The sequence below is a fragment of the Pelodictyon phaeoclathratiforme BU-1 genome (assembly GCF_000020645.1).
Lineage (GTDB): Bacteria > Bacteroidota > Chlorobiia > Chlorobiales > Chlorobiaceae > Chlorobium > Chlorobium phaeoclathratiforme.
Genome location: NC_011060.1, coordinates 956,199 through 980,186, shown reverse-complemented (window position 1 = coordinate 980,186; position 23,988 = coordinate 956,199). Strand labels below are relative to the sequence as shown.

The following is a 23,988-nucleotide window of genomic DNA, read 5'->3' as shown; positions in this document are numbered from 1 at the left end:
TCACGATCAAAGATAGAGTCACATAAAATTCAGCAGGCCCCTTTGTGTTTACTGTAATTTTGCGTAACTACGAAGAAGCGTTCAAAGCAATATAATTGTAATATTTTCCGGATTCAATGTGCAGCACCCATAGCTTTATCAGGAGCAATGTCAGGAGTACAGTAGTTGTCGCTGTTGTTGTACTTTTCTCCCTGCTTGCTGGACACGAGGTTGTCGCTTTGCCCGCCGGGGGTGAGTTGGCTGCCGGAAAGGCCACCATCAGCACTCCATCACTCACAGCAATGCAAATTGAGCAACAGAGCCGCCAAGCCATTATCAACTGGAGCTCCTTCGGTATCGGCAGAGGTGAAAGCGTCAACGTAGTCCAGCCTGACAGCCGCTCCGCCCTCCTCAACCGGGTTTCGGGTGAGGATCCTTCTGAACTGTTCGGTACGCTTTCCGCAAACGGACGCATCTTTCTGGTGAACCCGAACGGCGTACTGTTTGCTCCCGGCGCCAGCATCAACGTTGGAGGATTGGTGACCTCTACACTCGATATCAGAAACAGCGACTTCCTCTCAGAAAAATATGCATTCTTCCGGCATGGCACGGTGGGTTCAGTAATAAATCAGGGCTCTTTGAGTGGTGGATTCATAGCGCTGCTTGGAAAAAATGTCTCGAACACCGGCACTATTGTCACCACAGGCGGAACAACAGGAATAGCCGCCGGTGAAAAAATTACCCTCAACATTGACCCCTCCGGTCTGGTAGCAATCAGAGTTGAAGAGACGGCATATAATGCTCAGATCAGAAACAGCGGCGTGATCGAAGCCAACGATGGAAGAGTGGTGATAAAAGCCTCGGCCGCCGACGCTCTGCTTGCCTCCGTGGTAAATAACAGTGGTCAGGTTCGTGCAACCAGCATGAAGGAACGCAATGGCACCATCGTGCTCGAAGGCGCATCAATCATCAACACAGGCACATTCACCGCTTCTGCAATCACTGTCAGTAGCAACAACCTTATCGATGCTGGCACCTGGAATGCCGGGGGCTCTGCCAGTGGAGGAACAATAGCAATTGATGCAACAGGTAACATTGAGCAAACCGCAGCAAGCCGCATGACTGCCGATGGAGAAGAGGGTGGCCAGATTGAGCTTGATGCAGGAAAGGGACTCTATCTCTCTGGAATGTTCAGTGCAAACGGCAGTTCGGGACGAGGCGGGCAGATCAGCATCACTGCACCACAAACGTTTCTCGCCGGAGCTCAGATAGAAGCTAATGGCCAGAATGGAGGAGGAAGCATTCTCATCGGGGGTGGCTGGCAAGGAAAAAGCAACTATCTGGCCAACGCCGAATCCACCACAGTAACCGGGAGCTGCAACATCAGGGCCAACGCTCTTGAAAATGGCAATGGCGGTACGGTAGTACTCTGGTCAGATCACTCAACCGCTTTTTCCGGCACAATTGAAGCCATGGGAGGCCATATCAGTGGGAACGGAGGAGAGGTCGAGCTCTCCAGCCACGAAACACTCACGATCTCCGGCCAGGTCAGCACAGGCGCGCCTCATGGCAACAACGGCTTTCTGCTGCTTGACCCGCAAAATATCACCATTGACGCCAGTGTCACAATTCCCCTCTTTTCCCTTATTCCCTTGCCTGATGCAAACCCGGCAGAGGGTGATCAGCATGGCTCCGGAGATATCCTTGAGCTGAGCAACGGCAACATTCTTGTTGCCAGCCCCTTCGATGATTTCGTTGCAACCGATGCCGGAGCTGTCAGACTCTACAGGCCAGATGGAACCTTGCTCTCCATGCTCTGCGGCTCAACAGCCAATGACCAGGTAGGTGAAACGGTCACTGCACTGACTGGCAGGAAGAGTGCTGTAACCTCAACATCTGAATGGTCGAATGGAGATCAAGCTGCTGCTGGCGCAGTCACATGGATTAATGAGAGTATCGGCGTAAGCGGAAGCGTATCTGGCACCAACAGCTTGGTGGGCTCTACAGTCAATGATGGTACTTCAATCCGTGTAATCACTCTGAACAACGGAAACTACGTGGTCAGCTCACCAGACTGGGACAATGGTACAGCCAGCGACGCCGGGGCTGTCACCTGGGGGAATGGGCTCAGCGGAACGATTGGGGTAATAAGTGCTGCCAACAGCCTCGTCGGTTCCAAAAAAAATGATCAGGTTGGTACGGTAACAGCATTGACGAATGGCCATTACGTCGTTTCATCTCCATTATGGGACAAAGGAACTGTTACCAATGCCGGTGCCGTAACCTGGTCGAACGGTCTCGGCGGAACAGTTGGAACAATAAGCGCGACCAACAGTCTGGTCGGCTCCAAAACCGGCGATCAGGTTGGCAGCGTCACTGCCCTGACAAACGGTAATTACGTTGTAAGCGCACCAAATTGGGATAATGGCTCAATCACCAATGCAGGTATGGCAACCCTGGTGAATGGACTCAACGGCGCTGTCGGAACAATAATCGCAACAAACAGCCTCGTCGGTTCAAAAAAAGAGGATAAAGTTGGAACCGGGGTAACGGCACTGACCAATGGCAATTACGTGGTCACATCACCCTCATGGGACAATGGTACAACTACTGACGCAGGAGCGGTGACCTGGGGTAATGGAATCAATGGTGCCATCGGAGTAATAAGCACGACGAACAGTCTGGTGGGATCAACAGCAAATGACCTTGCTTCAGCTTATGTTACAGCTCTTGCCAATGGCAACTACGTGGTTGGATCCCCCGAATGGGATAATGGTCCAACGACTAATGCTGGTGCAGTGACCTGGGGTAATGGAATCGGTGGAACTGCCGGAATGATAAGTAGTTCCAGCAGTCTGACCGGTTCAGCAGCCAGTGATGGGCTTGGTTCAACAGTGACGGCACTGACCAACGGAAACTACGTAGCGGCATGGCCGCATTGGGACAACGGCACGGCCACTGACGCAGGAGCAGTAAGCTGGGGAAATGGCAATGGAGGCTCGGTCGGTACCATAAGCCCTGGCAACAGTCTGGTTGGTTCAACTGTCAATGACGGAACACGTTACAATATAATACCCCTCACAAACGGGAACTACGTCGTAGGATCCCCATACTGGGACAATGGTCCGGCTACCGACGCAGGTGCAGTGACCTGGGGAAATGGTTTCGAGGGAACTACAGGAGTGATTGGTGAAGAGAACAGTCTGATCGGTTCAAGCAAAAATGACTATGCCGGATCAGACAGTTCAGGGAAAAATAACATAACCGCTTTGAGTAACGGTAATTATGTTGCCTCTTCCATACTATGGGATCAGGGAACAACGGCCAATACCGGCGCGGTGACCTGGGGAGATGGTCTTGGAGGGAGTGCCGGAGTAATCAACGCTTCCAACAGTCTGGTCGGCTCGAAAACAGGCGATCAGGTCGGAACAGTGACTGCTCTGCCCAACGGTAATTATGTCGTCTCTTCTCCATTATGGAACAATGGGACATTAACCAATGCTGGTGCCTTGACCTTGCTGGATGGAGTCAACAACAACACGACCGGAGCAATAAGCTCCTTGAACAGCCTTGTTGGATCCAGCAAAGAGGATCAACTCGGTATTGGCGGCATTACAGCGCTCACCATCGGCAGCATGAACGGGAGCTTCGTTGTCAGCTCTTTTAACCAAGCAAACGAAACGGGTTGGGTAGAGATTCTTACCCCGAACCCCGAACAGGAATCTGTTGAGCAGGAATACCGTTTCAACCCGGATGCTGCCAACACCTTCCATCCATCACAAATAACCGCGCTGCTCAATAAAGGGAGCCAGGTCGTTCTGAAGGCAAACAATGACATCACCATCAATTCATCCATCATCGCCGACAATCCCCTTGGAAACGGGGGAAATCTCTACCTGAATGCAGGAAAAAGCATACTGCTCAATGCGACTATCTCAACCGATAACGGCAATCTGACAATGGCTTCGAACGATACTCAGGCAAATGGAGTCGTCGATCAATGGCGTTCGGCAGGAAACGCAACAATCACCATGGGTGAAGGCACATCGATCATCGCAGGTTCAGGAAATGTAGCCATCGAACTGCGCGATGGATCGGGAAATACCAACAGGGAGAGCGGTGACATCACCTTGCGCAACATCACCGCCAGCAACATCATCGCCCTGAACTTCGGGCCGACAGAGGGCTCCGGTATCACTCTCGCCTCAGGAACTCTTGCAAGCGAAGCGACAGAGGGGAGCACGATTATTCTGGCAGGTAACGATTTCGACAATAGCGCAAATGCAAGACTCTCCACCAACGGAACAGCCCGATGGATCGTCTATTCTGACAATCCAGAAGCAACCATCAAAGGCGGACTGAAATCAGACTTTCGTCACTACAATGCCAGTTATACAAGCTACCCACCCTTCAACATCAACGAATCCGGCAATGGGTTTATCTATGCCTCTCTTCCGAACCTGCTTTATGTCACCACCACCTTGACCAGCGGCAGCGCCAGCAGCACTTTCGGAACATGGCCTGTTGCTACTTTCGGCTATACACTCACGGGTTTTGCCGATAGCGAAGATAATGCTGAAAATATCGGACTTCATGGCACCATGATGGTCAGCGAATTTCCCAATGCAACATCGAAAACAGGCAACTACTTGATAGAATATGCTGGCGGCCTGTCAAGCAGTGTTGGCTTCACCTTTACAGCAGGCACCGGGCTCATTTATACGGTTGAAAAACAGCCGATCAACTTTAATGAGATCAATCCGATACTGAGCTGGCAATCTGAAACAGAACATCGAGCAAAAAGAGTTCTTTCTGGCGAAACCCTTTTCAATAAACCTGATCAGACAATCAACTCGCCACAGAAAAGTTTTATCGTAAGGCGAAGAGCCATTAAGAATACAAAATACAGCTCCCAGAGTGGTGACCTTATTGCTCCCGAGACGATAACCGTGCCAGCAAGAGCAGAAGCATTGTTCTTTTTTTCTCTCCCTGACAGCATCTTCAGCAACAGCAATCCCGATGCAATTGTCACTCTCGAAGCACACTCAATCAATGGCACAGCAGTACCGTCATGGATCTCATTTGACCCCAAACGAAAAATAATAAGCGGGAAAGCGCCAAAAGAGGCAATAGGAAAATACAGGATTGAGCTGGTCGCCAAAGACAAGTTTGGTGGCGAGAGCCGGTCAATTGTACTGATAACAATCGGATAAAAAACACTATAACATTGATCGTTTGCCGATTGACTCAACTCGGAACCATTGAAATCACTTGTTAATAATTTTCAGGGAGTCCAGCATGGCAGCATTATGGAAAATACTCTTGTTCGCTTCAACCGTTACGGCAAGCACCCTCTATGCAGCAACTCCTCCTGACGCTGGCCAGCTCCTCATGGAGAGTACTCCCCCTCCATCTCTGATACCACAAAAGGAAGCTCCGACTTTCCAAAAGCCGGAAACAGGAAAAGAACAGGCACCAGAGGGTGCATTGGTCAGGGTAACTGGCTTTCATTTTATCGGAAACACCCTTTTTTCAAGCGAGGAACTTGCACAACTCATGGCAAACTGCGTTGGCAAAGAGATGACCTTTGCAGGGCTGACTGATGCCTCCAGAACAATCACCAACGCTTACCGCAAAAAAGGATATTTCCTTGCCTCACTCTTTTTCCCGCCTCAAACGGTAACACCAGGCATGTCCATTACCATTGAAATCATCGAGGGTGTCCTGGAAAACATAGAGGTTAAAACCATTCCGATGAACACCAGAATACGAAAATCTCTCCTTGAAAGCTATGCACGTCAGGTACCCGGTCAACAACCTCTGGAGGAGGGCTCCCTTACCTCTATGGTCATGAAAACCAATGAACTACCCAATATCTCCTCCCGAATTCTTCTCGAACCGGGCTCCAGACCCGGTTACACAAAAGCAACCCTTGAAGTCAGCGAAGGCAGGCCCATCAGTTTTTCATTCGACATTGACAACTATGGAAACCCGCCAACCGGAGAAAATCGTGTCGGGAGCACCATGGAACTCTATTCTCCACTTCATCTCGGAGATCAGTTCACCCTTCGACTGCAGACATCAACAACCGGAGATCTGCAAAATATGCTGGCCGGTTATACCGTGCCGCTAACACCCTATGGCACAAGGATCGGAGTGAACTATAACTATCTCACCTATCGCCTCGGTGGATTATTCAAAACACTGAATGCAGAGGGTGACGCCCATAACCTGACTTTTGCCCTTACCCAGCCACTCATACGCCAGAGAAATCTGCTTATGAATGCAACCGTTGCTGCGGAAGGAAGAGGGTTAAACGACCGAATTGGGAGTACATCAAGAAATCGACGTCACACCACATCGTGGCAGGCTGGCATTACCGGCATACAAAAAGACAGGATTCTGGGAGGCGGGTCAACCTCACTCTCCCTTGGTATTATCGGAGGGCGACTGGATATCAACGATTCGGAAACACTCTCCATTGACCAATTATCAAGCGGCTTACACACCAACGGCAGTTATTCGAAGCTTACCATGGCCCTCGCCCGAAACCAGACCATTGCTCACGGATTAGCTCTTTACGCAGGAGCATATGGACAATGGAGCAATAAAAACCTGACCAGTTCGGAACAACTCTCTCTGGGAGGACCCTCCGCAGTACGTGCATGGCAACGGGGAGAATCTTACGGTGACAGGGGTGTGGTTGCAACCGTCGAAATGAGCTACCTGATCAGCTCTATCGGAGAGCTGCCCGGCACAGTACAACTCATTACTTTTATTGACCATGGATATGCCCTCCTTCATGCAAAACCGACTCCGGATACCGACGATAACAGCCGCAACCTTACCGGAGCAGGGATCGGCATAAAATGGTTCAATGCCGCCAACTACAACTTGCAGGCAACCTGCGCATGGAAGATCGCCGGAGAGAGCGAACCATCCGACACCCCGATGATTTTTGTTCAGGCAGTAAAGCGGTTCTAACAATCATGACGCATAATCCCGGCAGTAGAGCCTGAACAAAAGCCACAACAAGTCAAAAAAGCGCAAAAAACACCAGTTAAAAAGGACGTACAATTGTTGAACGAATAAATTGTTTCTGTTGTTTTTTGTCGCTGTGAAAGCAGTACGGCGCACAAAAAAATCCTCTTCGCAATTGTGCGCAACCTATCAGGGAGGAGCGTATTCCTCCTGTTTTTTAAACACCAACCACGGAGGTAAAAATGAAACAACTGAAAACCCTGCTTTTTCTTCTCCTCTTCTCACTTCCTGCCTTGGCATTCGCTGATCTTACAGGCAAATGGAGCTGTAATGACGGAGGCAACTATTACCTGCGACAGCTTGGAAAGGAGGTATTCTGGTTTGGAGAGCGCTCACCAACGGCTCCAGTCTGGTCCAATGTCGCATCAGGTTACATCGATGGAAATCAGATCATTCTTCGCTGGGCTGATGTTCCAAAAGGTCAGATCATGCAGGAAGGGATCCTGATCCTTCGACTGGATACTCCGAATAAAGCCACAGCCACCTATAAAACCGGCGGCTTCGGAGGATCAATCTGGACTCGGCCATAATCCTGGCACTCCACGGAACGGTCTCTTGACCGTTCCGTGGAAGCCACCTCTTCGTTTTCAAGTATTCCCATCTTTGCTCCACAAGCTTCACAAAATCGCACTACAGGAGCTTTTCACAGCAAATAAATCCGATTTCAAAAATGACCCATAGGGCACGGAAACCTCTCTGCCGATTCATCCGACTGGCAATACGGCAAAACCAATCAAAAAAAAGCCGCAAATTGGCGAAACAATAATTTTTGTGTACACTTTGCAGAGCCCGAGAGAAACCGGTAACTGAGAATATCCAGAGATGATGCGCATTTCACGAAAAATAGAGATCGATTACGGCCATACACTTCCGAACAGCTTTTCGTTCTGCAACCAATTGCATGGCCACCGGGGGGTGGTTGTTGCAACGGTCGAAGGGAATCTGATTGAACGCAAGGGTGATGGAGAGGAGGGAATGGTGATGGATTTTAAATTTTTGAAGGACATTTTGATAGAGCACATTCACGACAAGCTCGACCACGGCTTTGCTGTGTGGAAGGAGGATCATGAGGATCTCGACTTTATCGTAAAGCGTAATTCAAGGGTGCTCATTACCGATGAGCCACCAACAGCAGAATGCCTTGCAAAATGGGCATTCAACCAGATCCAGCCCCATCTGCCTGATGGAGTGACACTTAAACAACTCCGCTGGTATGAAACCCCGAACAACTGGGCCGATTTTGACGGCAGGTAACCACTCCTCTCCGGGCTGCCCGAACCAAACGGTAAAAGAGTATTTTCACTTCTCCCTCTTTTTCTTTACGTTGCCTCAGTACGCTGTTTTTGCGTGAAAAATTAAAAAATTTCAACAGCAACAGGAGAGGATGAACCATGCGAATCCATGATTTTGACCCGGACAACCGGCCGAGGGAACGCCTTCTCCGCAGCGGAGCGGCTTCGCTCAGCCCGGCTGAACTGCTTGCAATTATCCTGCGCACCGGAACAAAAAACCTCAACATTGTTGATACCTGCAATGAACTGATTGCCCGGTACAGCCTTGAAAAACTTGCCAATATAACGCTTGAAGAGCTGAAGAAGGTCAAAGGAATCGGAGATGCCAAGGCCATGCAGATTGTAGCTATTTTCGAACTGAACAAACGACTCCATTACAGCCGCAATCTTAATAAAAAAATACAGGCTGCACGCGATGTTTTTGAATACATGGCAGGACGGGTTCCGGATGAAACAAAAGAGCATCTCTTTGTACTGCACCTGAACACCAAAAACCAGATCATCAAAACCGAGCTTGTCTCTGTGGGAACACTGAATGCCGCCCTCATTCACCCTCGGGAGGTTTTCAAGTCCGCTATAAAAGAGAGTTCCCATGCCATCATTCTTGTTCATAACCACCCTTCAGGCGATGTTGAACCGAGCAATGCCGACAAGCAGGTCACCGACCTCCTCAAACAGGCAAGCACAGTCATCCAGATCGACCTGCTCGACCATATCATTATAGGAAAAACAGGATGTTTCAGCTTTCGGGAAAGTGGCCTTCTCTGATAGCGCTCTCTTCAGCCAAACGACATCCGGGAAGATTGCCTATTCGACAAGCCGTTCAGTGAAACTTCACGAACATTCTTTGCCTGCAGCCCTTTTTGGGTTTTATCGAGCTCGAAATCAACTTCGGCATCCTGATTCAGTACCTTGAAACTCTGTTCTGACTGGATTGCCGAAAAATGAACAAAAATATCCTCTCCTCCATCCGGATTCAGAAGAAAGCCGTAGCCTTTTTTGCCATCGAACCATTTAACTTTGCTTAGTGCCATGATAAACGTTACAATTTACCATTTTCGAGGATGTGCAATGCGATAGGAATGGACGCACCCGCAGTTTACTTATGCTGCAAATATATGGAATTTTCAACAATTATTTCGCCATTCCAAACGAAAAACACAAAAACATTACAGCCTCAGTACTTCGGAAAAAAAGCTAAAAACCATCTCTATCCGACAGGAACAAAACAGTAACACACAATTAACATGAAACAAATCATCATCATAACCGGCGCTGGCAAAGGAATCGGCAAAGCCATTGCCCTTGAATTTGCACAAGCTACCGTGAAGCACGAAGGATTTGAGCCCGTCCTGATCCTTGCATCAAGAACCATTTCGGATCTGGAGTCAGTTGCGTCCGAATGCCGTTCTTTCGAAGCAGCAGCAGATATCTTTCCTGTGGACATTGCCGACCCCGCCCAGATTGAGCATCTTGTCAGCACCACACTGGAGCGCTACGGCACAATTGATTGTCTGATCAACAATGCTGGCGTTGGACGATTCAAGCCATTCACCGAATTGACAGAAGAGGATTTTGATTATACGATAGCAACAAACCTCAAAGGCACTTTTTTCCTCACACAGAGAGTTTTTGCCCTGATGGAAAAGAAACGGTCGGGTCATATTTTCTTTATCACCTCCATTGCCGCAGAAACAGCTTTCAAAAGTTCTTCGATCTACTGCATGTCCAAATTTGGGCAGAAAGGCTTGGTCGAGGCAATACGCTTATATGCTAAAACGTGTAATGTCCGTATTACCAATGTCATGCCCGGTGCGGTTTATACGCCAATGTGGGGTGAAGTTCCTGATGCCATGAAGTCCGTCATGATGAGGCCTGAAGATATTTCCGCTCCCGTCGTCAACGCCTATTTCATGCCACAGAGAACGTCGGTGGAAGAGCTGGTGCTCAGACCGGTTTGCGGGGATATCAATGAGTGAACAAAGCAGAAGCTCTTGTGGGAAAGCCGCTTTTTTTCCTGTATTTTGCCATTCCTCTTTTTAAAAAATAATTTTTGAGCTGAAAAAACATGAGTCTGAAAGAACAAATAGATCTGGATCTGAAAAATTCAATGAAAAGCGGTGACAAAACCCGTCTGAACGCCATCCGTTCCATCCGGGCAACACTCCTTGAAAAAGAGGTATCCATCCGCGTTGCCGGTAAAGCCGTACTGACTGACGAACAGGAGATCGAGGTACTCGTCAGCCTTGCAAAAAAACGGAGAGATGCCATCGAACAGTTTACAGCCGGAAACCGTCCTGACCTTGCAGCAATAGAGCTTTCGGAACTCACCGTGATCGAAGAGTATCTGCCGGAACCGGTTTCCGATGATGATGTCAGGGCTATTGTGGAAGACATTGTTGCAAAAACAGGAGCAACATCAATGAAAGATATCGGCAAGGTCATGGGTCAGGCCATGAAAGCGCTTAAAGGGAAGGCGGACGGCACAAAAGTCCAGGAGATCGTCAAGTCACTGCTTTCAGTATAACCCTTTCTCAATATCATCATGCTTGATATCAACACTATCCGTCAGCATCCCGAAGAAATCATTTCCATGCTGCACAACCGCCAGCTTGCTTCTGAAGAACCAAAAATTGAACAGCTTCTTAACCTCGACAGGGAGCGCAAAGGGTTGGTTCAGCGTTCGGACGATCTGAAAGCACTGCGCAACAAAGTTTCAAAAGAGATCGCAGAGATAAAAAAAAGTGGTATTGGCTCATCCGGCGAACTTATCCTCCAGATGAAATCAGTATCGGAAGAAATTGCCGGAATGGATACCTCGCTTGGCCATCTTGAAGAGGAGATTGAAACCATTCTTCTGGGCCTCCCCAACAAGCTGCATCCATCCGTTCCTGTCGGACGTTCTGCTGACGACAACCAGATCTTCAAGGAGCCGATATCTTTTCCCTACCATCTTGACTTTCCGCTCAAGAACCATCTTGAACTGGGCAAATCCCTTCGGATTCTTGATTTTGAACGGGGCGCAAAAGTTTGCGGAGCGGGATTTCCTGTCTATATCGGCAAAGGGGCTCGACTTGAACGTGCACTGATCAATTTCATGCTCGACTGCCATACCGAACGTCACGGCTATACAGAGGTCTTTCCGCCCTTTTTCGTCAATCAGGAGTCGCTCAGAGGAACCGGGCAGTGGCCAAAATTTGCCGATCAGGTTTACCACATGGAGGAGGATGATCTTTACGCCATACCAACAGCCGAGGTACCGATAACCAACCTGCACCGGGGAGAGATGCTGGATACAAAAACGCTCCCAATCTCCTATGCAGCCTATTCAGCCTGTTTCCGTCGCGAAGCGGGAAGTTACGGCAAAGATACCAGAGGATTCCTCAGGGTGCACCAGTTCAACAAGGTGGAAATGGTAAAGTTCACCCGACCGGAAGAGTCGTATGAGGCGCTTGAAACGATTCGAGAAAACGCTGAAGCAATTCTCACTGCGCTCAAAATCCCCTACCGGGTACTTTTACTCTGCAGCGGCGATATCAGCGCCAATGCAACGAAATGTTATGATATCGAGGTCTGGTCACCAGCCGAGCAGAAATATCTTGAAGCATCAAGCTGTTCAAACTTTGAAGATTACCAGGCCCGGCGCGCCAACATCCGTTTCAAGTCGGAGAGTAATGCAAAACCGGAGTTCGTCCACACCCTGAATGGCTCAGGCCTGGCAACCTCCCGCCTTATGGTCTCCCTGCTTGAGCACTACCAGACTGCGGAAGGCTCCATCATGGTGCCGGAGGTATTGCGGCACTATACCAGGTTTGACGAGATTACTCAGGCTGCTGAGTGAGCCGACAACGCCCTTCCTTCCAGAAACTCCCTGACCATACGGCTGACTTTTTCTACATCAATAAGAAAAGCGTCATGACCGTATGGTTCATCGAGATAGAGAATGCTTGATTTCGGTATAAACCGGGCAAGCTCCTCCTGCTCCTCTTTCGGATAAAGAATATCAGAATTGATCGAGAGGATTTCCACGGGGAGCTGAATCGAACGCAACACCTCTTCGTAACCAGCCCTGCCCCTCCCAAGATCATGCATATCCATCGCTTTGGTGAGAGTAATGTAGGTATTGGCATCAAAGCGCTCAACCAGTTTTCGGCCCTGATGATGCAGGTAACTTTCTGCCTTAAAGGTTGTGCCATGATGAAACTCCCGGCCAAAGCGTGCCTGAAAGTTTTCGAAGCTCCGGTAGGTGCACATGGCCATCATCCTTGCCGCAGCAAGTCCTTTTGCGGGAGGGTGACCATCGGCGTACCATCCATCATTCCAGTCACGATCGGCATAGATCGCCTGCCTCTGTGCTTCACTCTGCGCTATACACCATGCCGAGTGGCGTCCTGATGCGCCCATTGGCATCAAAGCCTGGACAACATCAGGATAGAGCGCACCCCACTCCAGAACCTGCATACCACCCAGAGAGGCGCCGACGGCCAGTTTGACACGGTCAATACCCAACCCGGCAAGCAAAAGACGCTGAACCTCAACCATATCCCTGATGGTGATCAGTGGAAAATCAGGGCCATAATGGCGACCGGTGAGAGGATTCAGAGAGGTTGGGCCTGTTGTACCATAACAACTGCCAAGCACATTGCTGCAGATGATAAAATCCTCACTCTCATCAAAAGCTCCCCCGGGCGAAAACATCCCTTCCCACCAACCGTCCGCATCAGCAGAACCCGTAAGAGCCTGACAAACAAGCACCACATTGTCTTTGCGGGCATTGAGCTTTCCCCATGTTCTATAGGCCACCCTTACAGAAGGAAGCAGAGCGCCAAGTTCAGTCTTAAAAGGTTCAGTTGAATCGAAATAGGCTGTTTTTTCGGAAATCATCCCGGTATATGCTCTCATACACTTCACCTCAGTTTTGCAAAAGCTTGTTCAAAATCAGCCTTAATATCATCAATATGCTCTATACCCGGTGAGACCCGGATCATATCGGCGGTAACTCCGGCAGATTCCTGTTCTGCCAGGGTAAGCTGTGAATGCGTCGTGGATGCAGGATGAATGACCAGCGTTTTGGCATCCCCAACATTGGCAAGATGGCTGGCAAGCTGGACACTGTCGATAAACCCAACGGCTTTTTCATATCCACCCTTGATACCGAAAGTCAGGACACATCCAAAGCCGTGATTCAGATATTTTTTAGCCAATTCATGGGTTGGGTGGCTCTCCAGCCCGGGATAGTTTACCCATTGAACCGCAGAGTGCTCGTTGAGCCAGCGGGCAAGCTCCATCGTATTGTCGGCATGTCGCTGAACCCGAAGTGAAAGCGTTTCAAGCCCCTGCAGCAACATGAAAGAGTTGAAAGGACTGATTGCAGGCCCGATATCACGCAGCCCCTCAACCCGAGCCTTGATAATAAATGCCAGATCGCCGAAAGTTTCATAAAATTTCATGCCATGATAACCGTCAGAAGGCTCACTGAGGAGAGGGAACTTTCCATTTCCCCAGTTAAAGGTTCCACCGTCAACAATAACACCGCCCATTGAAGTGCCGTGGCCTCCGATCCATTTTGTCGCTGATTCCACGATAATCGAAGCCCCATGCTCAAGAGGACGACAGAGAAAGCCGGAACAACCAAAAGTATTATCAACAATAAGGGGAATACCATGTTCAGCCGCAACAGCCGCTATCGCCTCAAAATCGGGTACATGAAAAGCGGGATTGCCTATCGATTCCAGATAGAGTGCTTTTGTATGCTCATCGATTGCCGTCCTGAACGCCTCAACATTACATCCTTCGACAAACTTAACACCAATACCGAGGCGACGGAATGCCACCTTGAACTGATTATAGGTACCGCCATAAAGATAACTGGAAGAAACGATATTATCCCCCGCCTCACAGAGCGTAGCTACGGCAATAAACTGAGCTGAATGGCCGCTCGCAACAGCAAGGGCTGCCCGGCCCCCTTCAAGCGCCGCAACGCGCTGTTCCAGCACATCGGTTGTCGGGTTCGTCATCCTTGTATAGATATTGCCGAACTCTTTCAGGGCAAAAAGATCAGCTCCATGCTTTGCACTGTCAAAAAGATAGGAGGTCGTCTGATAAATCGGAACCGCCCGTGACTTCGTTGTCGGATCAGGACGCTGACCGGCATGAACCTGAAGCGTCTCAAACCTGTGGGCCTGCGGTGTCTCACTCATAATGAACCATGGTTGAAAAATGCCGCCATCACTCCATAAGAATAGAGATAACCCATTAGTAAATAGCGGGTTAAAGAAAAAATATCTGAAGAGAGGTATGTAGCTGCAGAAGGGCATGCATACCATCATCATTCCCGGTCTTTATGCCGGGATGGAATTGGCACCGCTCATTAGAGCAATGACGGTTGCCAAGGCTTCTCAGGGCCAGTCCCTCCACCTTTCTGGATGATAGCTTGAAATCTTGAAAAGAACATTTAGTTCGATTAATCTACAACAGGGAATAGTATTTTACAAACTGCCTGAATGGCCAATGCATTTTAATTGTTTTTAATGATCACCCATGACCACAGCTCGAGAACTGGCATTACAAGTCCTGCAATCACTTGAAACCGGAAAACAGCAATCCGACACGCTCCTGCACCGATCGCTGCATCACTCCACACTAAACCGTGCAGATCGGGCACTCTCCACTGGACTGGTCAACGGCGTTCTGCGTTACCGCCTTCAGCTTGATTTTGTTATCGCCCAATTCTACCACCACAAGCTTGAAAAGGCGGCGCCGATCATGAAAAACATCCTTCGCCTTGGAGTTTATCAGATCCTCTTCCTCAACAAGGTACCCGACTGGGCAGCCGTCAACGAATGCGTGAAGCTTGCCAGAAAATACAAAGGTGAGCGAATGTCGAAACTGGTCAACGGCGTTCTGAGAAAAATAACTCCGGAAAGCGTCACCCTTGACGAGTGGCTGAAAGAAAAAAAAAATGAAGAGCAGCTCGCCGTAAAATATTCACACCCACAATGGCTCGTCGAACGCTGGAGCGCAGCATACGGCAACGAAAAAAGCGAGGCTCTCCTCTCCTATAACAACCAGTTTCCCTCCTTTGGATTCAGGATAAACCGACTGAAAAATTCAGCAGGACGTTTTTTTTCTGACCCGGCAATGGCCGCCGTGATGCATGAAGAGAGTGGTATTGACAATATCTTTCTCTCAAAAGATTTTAACGCTTTTGAACCCGCCGTGATCGACGGCCGCCTCACGGTTCAAAACCCGACACAGGCTCTTGCATGCCTGCTGTTGCACCCCGCTCCCGGCAGCAATGTCCTCGATTTGTGCGCAGCACCTGGCGGCAAAGCCACCTTCATGGCTGAACTGATGGAAAACAGAGGGCAGATTACCGCTGTTGATCGCTATGAACAGAAGCTTGAAAAAATAGAGTCTCATGCAGAGGCTCTTGGCATCACCATCATCAAAACCGTAATGGAGGATGCCCGAAGCTTTATGCCTGAAATCCATCCCGATGCCATTCTGCTCGATGCTCCCTGTACAGGTACCGGAGTACTTGGACGGCGAGCTGAACTTCGATGGAAACTGAACCCGGAAATGCTGCAGGAGCTTCTGGTTCTGCAGGCAGAGTTACTTGATCATGCCGCAGAACTGCTTGATGAAAATGGTATTCTGGTCTATGCTACCTGTTCCATCGAGCCCGAAGAAAACAACTTGCAAATTTATTCGTTTCTTCGCAGACATCCTGATTTTATTGCCGATCCCGTTGGTGAGCATCTCCCGGAACAATTCCGGCAAAGCAATGAGGGATGTGGAGCAATCCTCACACTCCCGGGCGAACACCCCGGTTTTGATGGTGGATTTTGCCAGCGGTTGCGTAAGGCAAAAGGCTGAAAGAGATGAACACGTTGCATCATGACTACCAAAACGTTCTTGAGAGCTTCCTGAACTATATGCTCATCGAGCGGAACTTTTCGGCAAACACCCGGGAGTCATACAGCAACGATCTCAAGCGCTACCTGATCTTCATGCAGCACCGTTCCAGGAGACTGGAGATGATAACAAAAGAGCATATCGAGGAGTTTATGGGAGAGTTGTACGACATAGGGCTCGAAGCAAGCTCAATAGCACGAAACATCTCTGCAATCCGATCCTTTCATAAATTTCTGGTTATCGAACGCACACTCAACACAAACCCGGCAGAGAACATCCATCAGCCAAAAAAGGCCCAGTACCTGCCGAGCGTTTTGACCGTTGATGAAACCATGCGCTTGCTGGCAGCCCCACAAAGCGTAAACCCACCCGGTAAATATGTGCTGCGCGACAAAGCGATGCTTGAACTCCTTTACGCAACAGGTGTCAGAGTCAGTGAACTCATTAACATCCGACAGCAGAGCCTTTATCTTGATGCAGGTTTTGTAAGGATTTTCGGCAAGGGGTCAAAGGAGAGGCTTGTCCCCGTCGGCACTTCCGCCATTGGATGGGTCACCCGATACCAGGCAGAACTCCGTATAGCCCTGGTACAGCGCAACTCCGATGACTACCTCTTTCTGAATGCACGCGGCATAAAGCTATCGCGCATGGCCCTCTTTACGATGGTGCAAAAGTATGCCGTCATGGCAGGGATTGAAAAAAATATCAGCCCGCACACCTTTCGACATACCTTTGCCACCCATCTTCTCGAAGGAGGGGCAGATCTTCGCGCAGTTCAGGAGATGCTCGGGCACCGCTCCATCGTCACCACACAAATCTACACACACATCGACCGCCTATTCATCAAAGAGGTACACAAGACCTTCCATCCGAGAGGATGAGAAATTCGTAGCTCAGTATCCCTTTGTCTCAATAATCAGCCTCTTCTTGTCATGGCTCTCCATCTCTATTTTCAGCGCTGAAAGGGTCATGTTCACATCAACAAGGAAAAAGATCAGCGAAAAACTCAGGCAGAGCATACTGAAAATAAAGACTGCCGACAGCAGCATCGGCAAATCGATATTGACCAGCGCACTGAGAAAAAGTAACATGATGAGCAATGAAGCCCCCAGGCAGGTCAAACAAGCCAGCAGAATAGAGATTCGGATATAACGCGCCCGCTTCCAGAGAATAGCAATCTCACGGTTTATTCTGAGGATATACTGCTCAGGATAGGATTCCAGATTATCAAGCAGCGACCGTGAACGATCAATAAGACGACCAAGTCGGTTGGTCATGGTTAAAAGCAAAAGACCGAGACCGGAGATAAGAATCATCGGACCGATTGCTGTTTGAAGAATAGGAACAAGCTCTTTGAACGAAGTAACTGACATAACATCCTTGTTGGTAACATAAAAAAACGATCGTCATCATCATCTCTGCAGCCGATTGGCCATCGATAACCATCTCTTATAAAACATTGTGAAAATAGCAATTAAAACAAAACCTGCAACCTGTGGGGTGATCATTTTTACATAATCGAAACAATCCGCAGGAGCAGCTTGACCGACACACTCACGGGCCAAATGCAACAATATCACCAGGCTTCGGAATTGAAGCCTTCAGGCCAAGGCGTTCTTCCAGAGCATTGCGAAAAATTGATTTAGCCGGTTGGTCACCATGCACAACAAAAACTTCTGGTTTATTGGTAAAACCGCCCATCCAGCGAAGCAGGTCATTCTGATCGCCATGCGCCGATAAACCACCAATAGTGTGAACAGTGGCCCTGACAGGGTAACGCCTGCCCAGAATAACCACCTCACTCTCTCCATCGACAAGCGCCCTGCCGAGTGTTCCTTCTGCCTGAAAACCGGTCATGAGCAAACAGCACTCCGGACGCTGTATGTGATGCTTCAGATGATGCAAAATCCTTCCTCCATTGCACATCCCGCTCCCGGCAATGATGATGGCGCCACTTTTAACACCATTGATCGCCTGCGATTGCTCAACCGTGGGAGTAAAATGAAGGTTGTTCAGATGAGGCATCATCTTCGTGTCATGACGAAAAGCAAGCGCATCCTCATCATGAAGTTCGGGATAGTCCCAGTAAATACGGCTCGCTTCGATAGCCATCGGACTGTCAAGATAAACCTGCCAGCGCTCAAGCCCCCACTCTTCAAAATAGCGTCCAAAGAGATAGAGCAGCTCCTGGCTTCTGCCAATCGAAAAGGCCGGAATAATAATATTCCCATGTTTTGTACTGGCCGAGCGGATAATCTCCCCTATTTCTGCAAGGGTCTGCTCAAGCGCCCGATGCAACCGATCACCATAGGTACTCTCCAGGATGACCATATCAGCCTGGCCTATCGTTTCGGGATCATTGAGAATCGGAGAGCCATACTGCCCTACATCACCACTGAAGACCAGTTTCCTTGCCACGCCATCTTCCTCCAGCCAAAGCTCAACAAGAGCCGAACCGAGAATATGTCCGGCATCGCTGAAGCGAATGGTGATTCCCGGAAGAATTTCCCGCTTTGCATGGTAAGGCAGGCCCGTCAGGGTATTGAGCGCCCTCAATGCATCTTCACGGGTATAGAGGGGCTCTGCATGACGATCACGCCGCGTTAAAGGATGCTTCCTGCGAAACTCCGCATCCCGCTCGGCAAGAGAGGCCGAATCGAGCAGCAGTACCCTGCAAAGATCAACTGTCGCATGCTGCGTGTAAACCACGCCTCTGAATCCCTGCTTGACGAGATAGGGCAGACGTCCCGAATGATCGATATGACCATGACTCAGAACCACGGCATCAATCGAAGAAGGAGCAAAAGGAAAGGGCTCCTTGTTGAGGAGCTCCTCTGCAGGCGCCCCCTGTATAAGACCGCAATCCAGAAGAACCGTATATTCACCCACTCTAAGAATATGGCACGAACCGGTCACTCTCTCTGTTGCGCCATAAAATTGAATTTCCATAATTTTCCACCCCAGATATCCAGCAAGAACGACTTCAGAATTGAACAAAAAAAAGCGGGGAAAAAATTCCCCGCCTGAAAAAAACAGAAAGCAAGGATTAACCCTTACGCTTCTTTTTGTTACCGGTAAAGAATGCGGTCTCTTTTCCTGCCGGTTTAAAGGGCTTTTTAAAACTCTTTTTGGGAGCGTAGGCAGACTCACGCTCCTGGTCATCCATTTTGCTCAACCGCAATTGACGACCACAAACCCGGACTGTTCTCAATTCATGAAAAACGTTATCCGGCATACCCTGGGGCAGTTCAACCGTGCTGTAGCCCTCATTAATTGAAATATGACCAACCGATTCAGGATCAAGACCAACTTCATTCAGGATAGCTCCAAGAATATTGCCCGCTTTCACACCATGCTCACTGCCAACTTCAAGACGATAGCGTTCTTTGCCTTCATCACCATAGGTTTCACCCTTGGTTCTCTTTTTAACCGGTCCACGATCCCTGTCAGAACTGCGGCCTCTGTCTGTGCTGCGTTCTCTGTCAGAACCACGATCCCTGCCTGATCCTTCCCGCTCTTCATAAGAACGCGATTTTTCAGGCTTGTTGGATAAAAGAAGCGGTGTCTCTCCCTGAACCATCGAAGCAAGCGCTGCTGCAGCCTCAATTGCCGAAACGTCATGCTCATGACAGTACTGCTCGATAAGCTTGGTAAAGAATCCAAGATCTTCAGCGGCAATGGTATCGGTAATCCGCTGGTTAAACTTTGCTATCCTCTTGTTGTTGATAACCTCTGTCGTCGGAAGCTCCATCAGCTCAATACGACTGTGTGTTGCCCTTTCAATAGAGTAGAGCATATTTTTCTCTCTCGGAGAGACAAACAGAATGGCATCACCGGCGCGACCTGCACGACCGGTTCGTCCAATGCGGTGCACATAGGATTCTGTATCGGAAGGAATATCGTAATTGATCACATGGCTGATGCGCTCAACATCAAGGCCTCGCGCCGCAACATCGGTGGCAATAACAATGCTCAACGCTCCGTTCTTCAGTTGGTCAACCGTACGCTCACGCTGATTCTGGGGCATATCGCCATTAAGAGCTGCCGCGCCATATCCCCTGGCCTGAAGCTTTTCAGCCAGCTCAAGTGTCATGGTTTTCGTGCGTACAAAAATAAGCATGCCATCAAACGGCTCAACTTCAAGGATTCTGGTCAGAATGTCAATCTTGTGACTTCCGCCGACAATCCAGTAACGCTGACGAATGGTATCAACGGTTGTCGTTTTTGTCTGTATGGTGACTTCCGCAGGATTATGCAGATACTTTTGCGCAATACGGCGAATAACCGGCGGCATGGTTGCCGAAAAAAGAGCAACCTGACGACCTTTTGGTGTCTGATCAAGGATCCACTCAACATCGTCAATAAATCCCATGCGGAGCATTTCATCGGCTTCGTCCAGTACCAGACATTTCAGCGAAGCAAGATTGAGCGAACCACGACGCATATGATCCATAACTCGACCAGGTGTACCGACAACAATATGCACACCACGTCTCAGCATGCGAAGCTGAATTCCGTAGTCCTGTCCCCCGTAAATCGGGACAACATGAAAACCCTTGAGATGTTCAGCATAACGCTGAAACGCCTCGGCAACCTGAATGGCAAGCTCTCTTGTAGGAGCCAGCACAAGGGCCTGGGGTTCAGCATGTTCAAGATCAATATTGGAGAGAATTGGCAGGGCAAAAGCGGCAGTTTTTCCTGTACCGGTCTGTGCCTGGCCAAGGACGTCACGTCCTTCAAGAATCAGTGGGATGGTCTGGGCCTGAATTGGAGTAGGGTTCTCATACCCGACATCGGCAAGTGCCCTCATTAATGGTTCTGCAAGCTGCAGGCCGAGAAAATCCATCGGCAATAATTGCTGTTCTTTCATTGTGTTTTTCTGTTCCGAAACATTGATAAAAAAGAGCCTCGTACGAGGCGGGAGTGGCAGCAATGCAGGAAAGAAAAAAATGAAGAAGAGTTCTCATCAACCGAAAACATTCTGGAAACTTCAGACAATGCTGAGTACCATCGTATCGTCACAAACGCCGGAAATGATCAGTCAACACGACCACTAAATTTCCCTGCGTCCTTTCTTAGCATATTCACCACGTATTAAAAACGTCGTATAGTACGATTTTATTTTACCAAAGACGAATTTATTCTTTAAAGCCAGAAAAGCCCCCCTCTCCGCTCCGCTATTTATCTGCATACTTTTTAAAACAATAACCATGCGCCTCCCGCTTTCCCTGAAAAAGAGTACCAAAAAAGATGCCTTCCAAAACCAGATCACCAGCTTTGTTAAACGTGAAAAATCCATCAAGATCAACATCAACCGGCTTTCTATTCCCGCCATCCATGACAAAAACAATTGTCCGTTTCTTGAGATCATATACATAATGACCCCAATAATCCTTGTACGTCTCAAAAGGGTGAACTGTTACAGAAAAAGTACGATTGGCGGAAAAGACAAGTTCCTGAATCTCCCCTTCGCTCTCTCGCCAAAACCCGGTAAAGGGATTTCTCTGTTTAGAGAGCATTTCCGAGGGAAGAATGGCATCAGGCATCTCCGGAAAACGCATTCTGAGGCGGGTCACATAATCCGGACTATCAATGCAGTTGGGATTATCCGGCTCTGTACAGGGTATTTCAGCAATCCTCCATACTCCGTTTTTTTTATGGAAAATCGCAATAAAATCCTCATATCGACCCACCCCATCTTTTGAGCGAGGAAGCGTATGCACCCATGCCCAACCACTGCTCAGCTTCATCTCCCTGACCACAAAGAGCACATCAAGCTGATGCAACTCCAGAACCTTTCGGCGCATAAGATCAAGCAACATCCTGCGCTCCGGACTGCCAGCCTTCGGAGTATAAGCTCTCATGGCAGCCTCGGAAACTGCTCCAAAAAAAACTTGCCCTGCAAGTAAAAAAAGTATGCACAGGAAACGCAGACGACGTATCACCATAACTATCATAATCAAAATATTCTTCTATTGAGGGCATGAGCAACATCCTGCTCCCGCCTGCCGCAATCAAAATCTCCCGCCACAAAAAAAATATCCAAAACAAACCTCACAACCCAGACAACATGACGCACCTTCCCTTCATAAATAATAGCGTTTCTTTATCAAGAGAGAAACCGGAGAGCACGATGCCGTTAACTTTTTTATTACCTTTAGGCTCATTACACAGAAAGATTAAGAATATGAACAGATCCACACTCTCTTTCTATACCCTGCTCTCCCCATTGCTTGTCAGTACAGCAAAACGATTCAGCACGTTGCACCCAAAGCTCAGGACATTTTTCAGCGTAAGAAGAGAATTATTCGAAGAGCTGAAAAAACAAACAGATACAATAACCCCATCATCCTTCCGGTTATGGGTCCATGCAGCTTCGGTCGGAGAATTTGAACAGGCTCGTCCAATAATAGCCGCACTGAAAGAGAGGCATCCGGAAATCACCCTTTTTGTCTCCTTTCTTTCCGATTCCGGCTACAATGCCCGAAAAAATTTCCACGATGCCGCTGCGGTCTTCTACCTTCCAGCCGACACCCCCGATAATGCAAGCAAGCTGCTCTCACTCATCAAGCCAGATCTCCTGCTTCTCATGCGCTACGATTTCTGGCCGAACCATCTCCTTGAAGCAAAAAACAGAGGTGTAAAACTGATCCTTGCCGCTGCAGTACTCCAGAAGGAGAGCCCCTACTTTAAACCCATACTGAAAGGCTTTTACGAGAGCATTTTTCACCTCTTCGACCGCATTTTTACGGTATCAGAAGAAGATACAACGGCTTTCAGAACAATATTTAATTGCAAACAAACAGAAACCGCAGGCGACCCAAGGTTCGATCAGGTCTTTCTGCGGAGCCAGAACTGCGGAAAGGTTGCTCACCTGAAACCGCTCTTTGAAAACCGTACGGTACTGGTTGCCGGAAGTGTCTGGGATAAAGATGAGCAGGTGCTGCTGCCCGCATGGCTGGAACTTGAAAAAAGAGCGTCACTTGTTCTTGTGCCTCATGAGGTGAACCCCGAAAACATGAAGCGGCTTTACAACGATCTGCAGCAGCGCTCACTTGATTTTATGCCAATATCTGCCCTGAACGCAACATTCAACCCCGAAAAGCAGATCCTCGTTATCGATCAGACAGGCTATCTTGCAGAACTCTACTCCATCGCATCAATAGCCTATGTAGGAGGAGGGTTCGGTATCAATGTCCATAACACCCTCGAACCAGCAGTCCACGGCATTCCGGTACTCTTCGGCCCTCACTGCCACAACTCCCCCGAAGCAGAAGGCCTTGCTGCAGCAGGCGGAGCTGTAATCATTCACGATCAGAAGGAGCTTGGCACCGCACTCAAAGAGTTCACAACCGACACCGCAACAAGAAAAAAGAGCGGATTGAATGCCACCTCATTTGTTCACAGAAGCATCGGTGCCACGGCAGCAATAACAGCATCTATTGAACATTACTATGAAGAAAAAACAACCGGCTGAAGCTGAACCTGTCGGGGGACAGAAGTCGCCCGAAATATCCCCTGCACATTTCAAAAGATGATCCACCACACGCCAACCCCTGCAGCCTCCATTCCGGAAAACACTATGCAGATTCTTCACCTGATTCCATGTATCAGGCCAGCGCATTTTGTGGCGATGGTATTTCTTTGCCACCACTCTTTACCAACTTCACAAAGGAAACAGCTCAAACACTGCTCTCGCTGTAACTAAATGCAAATAAATGAAATAATGCTAATAAAAGGCACTGATAATCCTGAAAAA

The 23,988-nt window shown here is 48.8% G+C and carries 18 protein-coding genes and 1 riboswitch; of the genes, 11 read left to right on the top strand and 7 right to left on the bottom strand.

What is annotated here, in order from left to right:
* The first annotated feature begins 116 nt into the window (after nt 1-116).
* From PPHA_RS04660 to radC, 5 genes are all read left to right on the top strand, one after another.
* A complete protein-coding gene (locus tag PPHA_RS04660) occupies nt 117-5,192 on the top strand; it encodes a two-partner secretion domain-containing protein (protein ID WP_012507722.1) in 5,076 nt (1,691 codons plus the stop codon).
* 85 nt (nt 5,193-5,277) lie between these two features.
* The gene (locus tag PPHA_RS04655; protein ID WP_012507721.1) at nt 5,278-6,963 is read left to right on the top strand and encodes a ShlB/FhaC/HecB family hemolysin secretion/activation protein; all 1,686 of its coding nucleotides are present in this window, start codon (nt 5,278-5,280) and stop codon (nt 6,961-6,963) included.
* A 239-nt stretch (nt 6,964-7,202) separates the two neighbouring features.
* A complete protein-coding gene (locus PPHA_RS04650; RefSeq protein WP_012507720.1) occupies nt 7,203-7,550 on the top strand; it encodes a hypothetical protein in 348 nt (115 codons plus the stop codon).
* 295 nt (nt 7,551-7,845) lie between these two features.
* Nucleotides 7,846-8,274, top strand: coding sequence for a 6-pyruvoyl trahydropterin synthase family protein (locus PPHA_RS04645; RefSeq protein WP_041526690.1), 429 nt, complete (start codon nt 7,846-7,848; stop codon nt 8,272-8,274).
* Between the two features lie 137 nt (nt 8,275-8,411).
* On the top strand, nt 8,412-9,080 hold the full coding sequence (gene radC / locus PPHA_RS04640; protein ID WP_012507717.1) for a RadC family protein: 669 nt from the start codon (nt 8,412-8,414) through the stop codon (nt 9,078-9,080).
* Nucleotides 9,081-9,091: 11 nt separating this feature from the next.
* Here the strand turns inward: radC and PPHA_RS04635 are convergent, their stop codons facing one another.
* Nucleotides 9,092-9,346 (bottom strand): cold-shock protein, encoded by a 255-nt coding sequence (locus PPHA_RS04635; RefSeq protein ID WP_012507716.1) that lies wholly within the window; start codon nt 9,344-9,346, stop codon nt 9,092-9,094.
* Between the two features lie 213 nt (nt 9,347-9,559).
* Here PPHA_RS04635 and PPHA_RS04630 point away from each other — a divergent pair, with 213 nt between their 5' ends.
* The 3 genes from PPHA_RS04630 (at nt 9,560) to serS (ending at nt 12,153) form a co-directional block, all read left to right on the top strand.
* On the top strand, nt 9,560-10,291 hold the full coding sequence (locus tag PPHA_RS04630; protein WP_012507715.1) for an SDR family oxidoreductase: 732 nt from the start codon (nt 9,560-9,562) through the stop codon (nt 10,289-10,291).
* Nucleotides 10,292-10,380: 89 nt separating this feature from the next.
* Nucleotides 10,381-10,839, top strand: a complete 459-nt coding sequence (locus PPHA_RS04625; protein WP_012507714.1) for a GatB/YqeY domain-containing protein — start codon at nt 10,381-10,383, stop codon at nt 10,837-10,839.
* An 18-nt stretch (nt 10,840-10,857) separates the two neighbouring features.
* A complete protein-coding gene (gene serS / locus PPHA_RS04620) occupies nt 10,858-12,153 on the top strand; it encodes a serine--tRNA ligase (RefSeq protein ID WP_012507713.1) in 1,296 nt (431 codons plus the stop codon).
* On the opposite strand, the gene metX is transcribed toward serS, so the two are convergent.
* Nucleotides 12,138-13,214: a homoserine O-acetyltransferase MetX gene (metX, locus tag PPHA_RS04615; RefSeq protein WP_012507712.1), complete on the bottom strand. Its 1,077-nt coding sequence runs from the start codon at nt 13,212-13,214 to the stop codon at nt 12,138-12,140. The genes serS and metX overlap by 16 nt on opposite strands.
* 5 nt (nt 13,215-13,219) lie before the next feature.
* On the bottom strand, nt 13,220-14,512 hold the full coding sequence (locus PPHA_RS04610; RefSeq protein WP_012507711.1) for an O-acetylhomoserine aminocarboxypropyltransferase/cysteine synthase family protein: 1,293 nt from the start codon (nt 14,510-14,512) through the stop codon (nt 13,220-13,222).
* A 122-nt stretch (nt 14,513-14,634) separates the two neighbouring features.
* Nucleotides 14,635-14,744, bottom strand: a riboswitch (SAM riboswitch).
* Between the two features lie 108 nt (nt 14,745-14,852).
* On the opposite strand from PPHA_RS04610, the gene rsmB reads away from it, so the two are divergent.
* Both rsmB and xerD read left to right on the top strand, forming a co-directional pair.
* Nucleotides 14,853-16,190, top strand: coding sequence for a 16S rRNA (cytosine(967)-C(5))-methyltransferase RsmB (gene rsmB / locus PPHA_RS04605; protein WP_012507710.1), 1,338 nt, complete (start codon nt 14,853-14,855; stop codon nt 16,188-16,190).
* Nucleotides 16,191-16,195: 5 nt separating this feature from the next.
* A complete protein-coding gene (gene xerD, locus PPHA_RS04600) occupies nt 16,196-17,110 on the top strand; it encodes a site-specific tyrosine recombinase XerD (RefSeq protein ID WP_012507709.1) in 915 nt (304 codons plus the stop codon).
* A gap of 12 nt (nt 17,111-17,122) precedes the next feature.
* On the opposite strand, the gene PPHA_RS04595 is transcribed toward xerD, so the two are convergent.
* From PPHA_RS04595 to PPHA_RS15890, 4 genes are all read right to left on the bottom strand, one after another.
* The gene (locus PPHA_RS04595) at nt 17,123-17,602 is read right to left on the bottom strand and encodes a DUF2721 domain-containing protein (protein WP_012507708.1); all 480 of its coding nucleotides are present in this window, start codon (nt 17,600-17,602) and stop codon (nt 17,123-17,125) included.
* Between the two features lie 181 nt (nt 17,603-17,783).
* The gene (locus PPHA_RS04590; RefSeq protein WP_012507707.1) at nt 17,784-19,178 is read right to left on the bottom strand and encodes an MBL fold metallo-hydrolase RNA specificity domain-containing protein; all 1,395 of its coding nucleotides are present in this window, start codon (nt 19,176-19,178) and stop codon (nt 17,784-17,786) included.
* A 97-nt stretch (nt 19,179-19,275) separates the two neighbouring features.
* Complete coding sequence (locus tag PPHA_RS04585; protein WP_041526429.1) at nt 19,276-21,099, bottom strand: DEAD/DEAH box helicase; 1,824 nt, start codon at nt 21,097-21,099, stop codon at nt 19,276-19,278.
* Nucleotides 21,100-21,406: 307 nt separating this feature from the next.
* On the bottom strand, nt 21,407-22,093 hold the full coding sequence (locus PPHA_RS15890) for a hypothetical protein (RefSeq protein WP_190274026.1): 687 nt from the start codon (nt 22,091-22,093) through the stop codon (nt 21,407-21,409).
* Nucleotides 22,094-22,416: 323 nt separating this feature from the next.
* On the opposite strand from PPHA_RS15890, the gene PPHA_RS04570 reads away from it, so the two are divergent.
* Nucleotides 22,417-23,706, top strand: a complete 1,290-nt coding sequence (locus tag PPHA_RS04570; RefSeq protein WP_012507704.1) for a 3-deoxy-D-manno-octulosonic acid transferase — start codon at nt 22,417-22,419, stop codon at nt 23,704-23,706.
* The last annotated feature ends 282 nt before the right edge of the window (nt 23,707-23,988 follow it).